At 40.4% G+C, this 6,568-nt stretch carries 6 protein-coding genes; 3 read left to right on the plus strand and 3 right to left on the minus strand.

Features of this window, described 5'->3' with window-relative positions:
* A partial coding sequence (locus tag JMX98_RS13235; protein WP_201587255.1) for a LysE family translocator occupies positions 1–525 on the minus strand: 525 nt, incomplete at its 3' end.
* 40 nt (positions 526–565) lie between these two features.
* Positions 566–880, minus strand: coding sequence for a mobilization protein MobS (locus JMX98_RS13240; protein WP_225735384.1), 315 nt, complete (start codon positions 878–880; stop codon positions 566–568).
* 255 nt (positions 881–1,135) lie between these two features.
* Here JMX98_RS13240 and JMX98_RS13245 point away from each other — a divergent pair, with 255 nt between their 5' ends.
* The 3 genes from JMX98_RS13245 to repM all read left to right on the plus strand — a co-directional run bounded on the left by JMX98_RS13245 (position 1,136) and on the right by repM (position 4,978).
* Positions 1,136–2,749: a MobA/MobL family protein gene (locus JMX98_RS13245; protein WP_201587256.1), complete on the plus strand. Its 1,614-nt coding sequence runs from the start codon at positions 1,136–1,138 to the stop codon at positions 2,747–2,749.
* A 178-nt stretch (positions 2,750–2,927) separates the two neighbouring features.
* On the plus strand, positions 2,928–3,671 hold the full coding sequence (locus JMX98_RS13250; protein WP_201587257.1) for a hypothetical protein: 744 nt from the start codon (positions 2,928–2,930) through the stop codon (positions 3,669–3,671).
* Positions 3,672–4,009: 338 nt separating this feature from the next.
* Positions 4,010–4,978, plus strand: coding sequence for a replication initiation protein RepM (gene repM, locus JMX98_RS13255; protein WP_201587258.1), 969 nt, complete (start codon positions 4,010–4,012; stop codon positions 4,976–4,978).
* Between the two features lie 162 nt (positions 4,979–5,140).
* Here the strand turns inward: repM and JMX98_RS13260 are convergent, their stop codons facing one another.
* The gene (locus tag JMX98_RS13260) at positions 5,141–5,935 is read right to left on the minus strand and encodes a class I SAM-dependent methyltransferase (RefSeq protein ID WP_201587261.1); all 795 of its coding nucleotides are present in this window, start codon (positions 5,933–5,935) and stop codon (positions 5,141–5,143) included.
* Positions 5,936–6,568 lie beyond the last annotated feature (633 nt).

Here is a 6,568-nt window from a genome sequence, read left to right on the forward strand (position 1 = left end):
ATATTCGTCTATGCTAACTCTGACGTTGGTGTGGATATCTCTATAGTCTAGAGATATCCACACCAACGTCAGAATTAGCATAGACGAATATATGTCGCTTGATACCTCTAAGAATAAAGGGAAGAAAGCAATAAAAAAAATAACATCTTTAGGGTTAGAGATACCTATAAGAAAGCCATCTTTGAAATGGTTTTTCGTAACAAGAACTGAACTTTCCTTTACAGTCTGATCAATATCAATTTTATCTTTTATAATGCCTATAGAAAAATATATAAGATAGAATGCCCCTAAAAAGGATAACCAGAGCATAGCTGTCTCGCTAACTGAAAACACCCCCTGAAGGATAATAAATGATATTGCTATCAAGATTAGTGACGCAGTGTTAGTGCCTGCGACTGTTGCTAACCCCGCTTTGAACCCACTTTTTACGCTTGCACTCACTACAAGTACAGTCACAGGTCCTGGAGTGCCTAGAAATAGAAGAATAGCTAAGAAATAGGCGAACAATAAAGAATAATCTATCATTTAACTAATGCCTTTTTTATTTTTAATGGACATATTTTATTTACAAGTGCTCATCTAAACTAGCATTCAACTCTAAATCATTCTTAGTCTCGACCGTACCACCAAGCCCCTTTACCAAATCTGCCATTAAATCCTTATCAGTCTGTCTGGTCAGGAAATTCAATAGATTGTCAGCCGTATATTCTTTCAAACCATCTACTGAATTATTCTCTAAAGCATCTACCAAAAAAGCACCAAGTAATATTTTTTGCCGTGTTAGCTTCTTATCTAACTTCTGCTTCTCTCTATTTATCTTAAGCTCAAGCTCATTGATCTTCTGCTGTTCTTTTAGATCATTACCACCAAGTAAGCTCATACCTTTCTCCTAGATTATCAAATTATTTACTTACCTAACTATAGCAACTTCGCCAATACCTAACAACAGTTTATGATATAGTTATTTGACGGATGGTTGAGTCCCACTGACTAAGTGCGAGTTTTCGACTTTACAAATGTTTATCCCTTCCGGTCAACCATTTATAAAATCAAAACATCGGCAGGGGCAAGCCCCCACACCCCCAACATTGCAAAAAGACGCAATGTTAAAAACCTGAAAACAGAGCTTGTAGAAATGGCTATTTTTATCGCATCGACCAAATCAATATCTCGCAGTAACGGACAAAGTGCCGTTGCTTCTGCGAGCTATCGCGCTGGTGTTGAGCTTGATGATAAGCGATACGGTAAGACGCATGATTACTCTAAACGATCAGGCGTTATGAGTGCCGATATCATTTTACCGACAGCATTGGCTTCTGCTTATACTGATATTTCACGCAGCGATTTATGGAATAAGGCAGAGGCTGCCGAGAAGCGTAAAGATGCGCGTGTGGCTCGCGAATGGCTGGTCAATCTGCCCTATGAACTTGACGAGAATGACCGTAAAGATATTGCACACAAGTTTGCTCAGACGCTTGCGGATCGTTACGGCACGATTGCCGATTGCGCCATTCATCAGCCTACTCAAAAAGAGATTGATCGAGGGGCAGACCCTCGCAACTTCCACGCCCATATCATGTTTACCACGCGTACCGCTGAGCTTAACGATAATAACGAGATCGTACTGACCGATAAGGCAACCATTGAGCTGTCCGATAATAAGCGGCGCTCACTTGGATTAGAGCGCGTCAATGTTGAAATCAAAGAAATACGGCAACTGTGGGAGCAGATCGCTAATGAGAAACTGGCCGAGTATGACCATGAGCTGATTGATTCGCGCAGCTATAGTGATCAAGGCAAAGACATCGAGCCGCAAATCAAGATGGGTTCGGTGGCCACAAAACTAGAGCGTGACAAATACGAGAGTGAGCGAGAAAAAGCAGAACAAGCAAACAAGAAAGGTGAGGTTTACGAGATAGACGAAACACCGGCCACAATCAGAGGTAAGATTAACCTGATGATCAATGAGCGCAACCGTCTAGTACGGACACGCGAACTTGCCGATCTGCGTGAAAGTAAGTTATTTATCGTCCCAGCAGCGCCTACGCCTGAATATAAACCCAGTAACGTGAGCAATGACGAGCTAGAGCAAGCTGAATCAGTGGTTGAGCGCATCAAACAGGCGCGTATTCAGCGCCAGATTGCTAAGGAAGCGGCTGAGGCGCTTGAAAAACAGCGTATTGCTCAGCAGCAGCGAGATATGGCGGACAAAAAAGAGCGTGAGCGCCTATTAGCGCAAGAAGAAGCGCGTCAAGCAAAGCTTGAGCAGCAACGCGCCAAAAGAGCAGAAGAAGAAGCCGGCTTTAAGGCGCAACACGATCATATCTCGCATCAAGGTCTATCGGATCAGCACCAGCTTCTAAAAATCATCGACCAAAAAAGCGACTTTGGCCAACACCTTAAACCCCTCCTGCATCTTGATCAGCAAATGAGCGCATGGCAACGCTACCGCAGTGAGCCGAGTACCACTGACCACCAAAAACAGCTTATAGCCCAAGAACAACATGAAATTGGCAGCCACATTATCAGCCACAGCAAGCAGCTGCTTGATCACATCAAGTCTATAAGCGACCTATCGACAAGAAAAGCACACACCAAAGCCTTAGAGCGCGTCTTTGATGACATCAAAGATCGACAACAAAGCGCCCTTAGCCCCGAACACCAGCGCCAAATGCGAACGGTATCCACTGAAATCACCGGTTATCGCCGTGATATCAACCGCAGCCGAGGCAGGAGTCTTGGCTTTTAAGCTCACAAGCAACACCAAACGACACTCACGGTCGCATAGAATCACCTTAGATGCTTCTCAGGCATCCCACAGCGCCATTTTGATGCTAGGGTACCAATAACGTATAAACCATCCTAAAAACGCCTACGGCGCCATTTAGAGTCCAAATAGCATCATAATTAGCGACTAGGAACGATCCATGCCAGAAAAAGACCTCTCTATCCAACTAGAAGACCTATTGCTTGCACTTGAGACCTACACCAAAAAAATAGATAAGCAGCTGATTGACAGCTCAAACTTAAACCACGCGCACTATAAACAAGCGCAAGATATTGCTAATTGGGCAAAGGCACTGACTTCACTGTTAAAAACCTATCAAAACAAAGAAACCTTACTGCAAACTGAATTTGTTGAAGCCATTAACAAAGAGATTGCAACCGTCTTTAAAACCAATGAAGACAGCTATCACAAGCGTATTGATGAAGGCTTTACCAAACACATCACCGATGCTGGTGATAATTTCTTAGAAAAAACCAAGCAGATAAACGATGATTTGGATACTTTAAACCGCTCAGTGACAGACGTTGCAGGTAGCATTGATGACGCCAACGACCAAATTGCTAGGCAAACAGTAGCCACTTCGAAGCAGATGCTAGATAACGTTAAGCGAGAGTTTAACCGTCAATTAATACTAACTTTGGTCGTTATGGTTGTTGTGGTATTAGCATTAGCCTCTGGAGCAGCTTGGTTGTTTATTCCTAGCAAAAGCGAGATAGCAAAACGTCAAGATGATTATCAATATCTGGAAAAGGCTGGTGTGGCTCATAACATTGTCAAAATAAGTGGACAAGATGGTCACTATGCGAGGATTGATCCCAAAGACTGTTTTGAAGATGAGAAGAGTTCGTTCTATAGCAAATCAAAGCTATGCAAATTTAAGTAACTTACTTCCTAAATTAACCATTAAAAATAGCCCTTTGTTTTTTAAGCTTATCCACAACCAAAAAGCTTTTAATGCTTTTAAATGCTTTTAAATGCTTTTAAGAACCTTGAAGTCTATATGTATCAAGAGGTTTAAGAGAGTGATGACGACATCTATCGGGTATGATGACGACATCTATCGGGTATGATGACGACATCTATCGGGTATGATGACGACATCTATCGGGTATGATGACGACATCTATAAAATTGACTAGATAACGACATATAAGTATGATGTCGTTATCTAGTCAATTTTATAGGAGAGGTTTACGAATGGAATCCAGTCAAGGTAGCAGTATGAATAATCTAGTAGTCAAATCCAACCGATTGAATACAGCTATACAAAATCTGTCATTAGTGGAAATTAGATTAATACAGCTAGCCGTTATTGATAGCAGGGAAACTCAGACAGGGTTGACATCCAATGACCCTTTGCGAATATCAGCTAAGCGTTATGCAGAGTGCTTTGATGTAGATGTCGATACAGCTTACGATGTGCTTTTATCAGCAGAAGCAACACTTTTTGAACGTAGGTTCTCATTTATAAATGAGCGGGATAATCAAGTTAAAACGCGTTGGGTGAGTCAGGTTGAATATATAAAAGGTGAAGGATCAATTGAAATAATCCTCACCCCAGCAGTGGTTAAAGAGATAACACGTATTAATGGTTTACAAACGTTTTTTACTAAATATCTGCTAGGACAAACAGCAATGCTCAATAGCGTATATTCAGTTCGACTTTATGAGCTTTTAATCCAATGGCGTGAAGCGAAGAAAACCCCATTATTTGATTTGGAAACGTTTAGAGGTCAATTAGGGTTAGGGGTCGATGACTACAAGCGTATGAGCGATTTTAAGCGCCGCGTATTAGATGCTGCTGTTGCTGAGATCAACGACAAAACAGACTTGAAAATAAGTTATGAGCAAGAAAAAAACAAAAGTACGATCATAGGCTTTAAGTTTAAAGTAATTACTAAGAGCAAACCTAAGCAGCCACAAGAAAAAACCGTAAGCCGTGACGCTCATACAGCAGATATGTTCACGATTGACGGACTGACTGATAAGCAGCTGTGGCGTATCAGTCGGCATAAAGAGTTTATAAGTACATATAGCGGTCTCGCCAAAGGCGACGCTGGTAAGAACTGGACAGCGTATAGTGATTTTATAGTTAGTGAGATCAAAAAAGACGCTTCCAAATTCGGTAAGAAACGTCCTATACGCGAATATTTAGATGGCAATGAAGCAGACTATGACTTCTCAAGATAGCGAGAAAAACTGACCACCTAGAACAGTCTTTTATAAGCGGTTCTCTTATAGCGGTCTGTTTTAGGTAGTCTGTTAATAGGTTTAGGGGGTAAAACAACTGGTTCCCTTGGGGTATACCCATAGTTTGGGGATAGTTATTAAATAGGTTTGTAAGCTTGCATACTACACAGTGGCAATTAACGTAAACACGTCCGTAGTGAATGTGCCGTCCGCCTGTATATTATAATAACTTTTCACTTCCTGACCAATCTGCTGTTGCAGTTCGTGTATAGCAGCGACATAGGGCTCCGGTGTACGCATACGGGTTATCCAGCTGTTAAATTCTAACTTAAGTTTATGGGTTTGTGTCTGACTGATATTAAAACCTGCTTGATCGAACATCTGTTGCCATTCGCTGTTTGAGTAATCGCGCACATGGCTGTTATCACGTAGCATTTCTATCGTCTGCAAAAAGGTATCACATAGCGGACTTTCAGGTGCCATGATATCTATCATCATTACCTTACCATTAGGCTTGCATACGCGGCGCATTTCGCGTAACGCGAGGGGAACATCCTGCCAATGGTGTGCAGAAAAACGACTAATGACTACATCGAAATGATTGTCAGTAAAAGGTAAGGACTCTGCGATGCCTTTAACGGTTGTAATATTATCTAAGTTTTTTTGCTTAGCCGAATCTGCGACAATCTTTAACATATCATCAGATAAGTCATAAGCAGTAACTTGTTGAGCAAAGGGTGCAGTATAAAAACTAATATGCCCAGCGCCACTACCTAAATCTAGTACGCAAGGACTATCAAATTGTTGCACTAAATTTTCCACCTCACTAAATTCCTGCCCAAAAGCATGCACACTACTGGTTAAATACATTTTAGCTTGTGACCCAAATTGCTCGTTTACCAAATGATTATGAGTTTTAACTTCAATGCTTGATTGTGCTTTATTTGTGGTATTCATAATACACTGCTCCTATAAGATAGTTTATTTTAAAGACAGTTAAAGAATTAGGTGGAACTCTGTTAATTATCTAATAGACATTAACTGCTAGAACAAATACCAAGATATAGGATACTTATTGGAATGAATATTGATATTTTTAGACTATATTAATAACCAATAGTTTCCAATAAAGTCTGAGTTTAAGATAATTTGTTGATAGTGTTGTTAAAATTATATATCCAAAACCTAAAAATCCCTAAAAAATTAGGGACAAAGCCTACAGGTTGGTGCCTGTATAGCGCACCGATCACGAATGGAATATGTATGGTAAGTACACTATGAAGTACACCGTGACTATTCCAGTGAGTTAAAACGTTGGCATCATTAGCCCACAGCTGAAGGTTCAAGTCCTCACTAGGGAACCGAACCAGTTAAAGCACCTGATTTGTTCACCGTAGGTATGATTAAATCAGATTCGATAGCTGGGGATTTTTTCTATAAAAATAGCCTTCTACTAGTTTCCCATAATATATAAATAGCAATGAAAAGTAGAATAAGTCCTGAAAATTTACTAATTATATTTGCGATTTTATTATTACTAACTTTTGAGAATATAAAAGAATAAATAGATAAGATACTATAGTCTAGAGA

It is taken from the genome of Psychrobacter sp. HII-4 (assembly GCF_904846595.1).
GTDB classification, from domain to species: domain Bacteria; phylum Pseudomonadota; class Gammaproteobacteria; order Pseudomonadales; family Moraxellaceae; genus Psychrobacter; species Psychrobacter celer.